Below are 527 nucleotides of genomic sequence, written 5' to 3'. Positions count from 1 at the left end.
CATCAAGAGAAGTTTCTAGATGCAGAGATATTCCCTTGGAGTGTTAATTTATGGTATAGTACAGAAATTTTATCAGAGGATTTTAAAGCGAAGATTAGCCCTGAAAAATATCAAAAACAAAAATTTGAAGATGCAGTTGCTGAGGTTCCCTTTTTAGAAGGTGAAAGTGATCTGCAAATGAAGCAACGTCAAATGTCTTACATGTTTATTACACGTTTCTTGCCATTTATGCTAGAACGAAAAGATCGCACAAGTATGATGAATGGCTTTGAAGTACGAGTTCCATTTTGCGATTACCGGCTTGTAGAATACCTATGGAATGTCCCATTCGAAATGAAAAGCATAGACAATATTGAAAAAGGTATTTTACGTAGAGCTTTTGAAAATGTACTTCCAGAGGATGTACGTTATCGCAAAAAAAGTGCATATCCAAGCACTAAGGATGCCTCTTATCTACAAGGTATTAGTGATTGGATGTTACATGTGTTGAACAATCCTGAATCACCTATTTTGCCATTAATTAATGT

Annotated in this window: 1 protein-coding gene; it reads left to right on the top strand. The window is 35.1% G+C overall.

Annotation, left to right across the window (positions count from 1 at the left end; genetic code table 11):
- Nucleotides 1-527: asparagine synthase C-terminal domain-containing protein (locus tag D1166_RS30980; RefSeq protein ID WP_133300478.1), on the top strand; the 527-nt coding region annotated here is incomplete at both ends.

The organism is Bacillus sp. ISO11 (assembly GCF_003458115.1).
GTDB classification, from domain to species: domain Bacteria; phylum Bacillota; class Bacilli; order Bacillales; family Bacillaceae_G; genus Bacillus_A; species Bacillus_A cereus.
The sequence above is the reverse complement of the archived record's forward strand: the minus strand, read 5'-3'. Positions and strand labels throughout refer to the sequence as shown.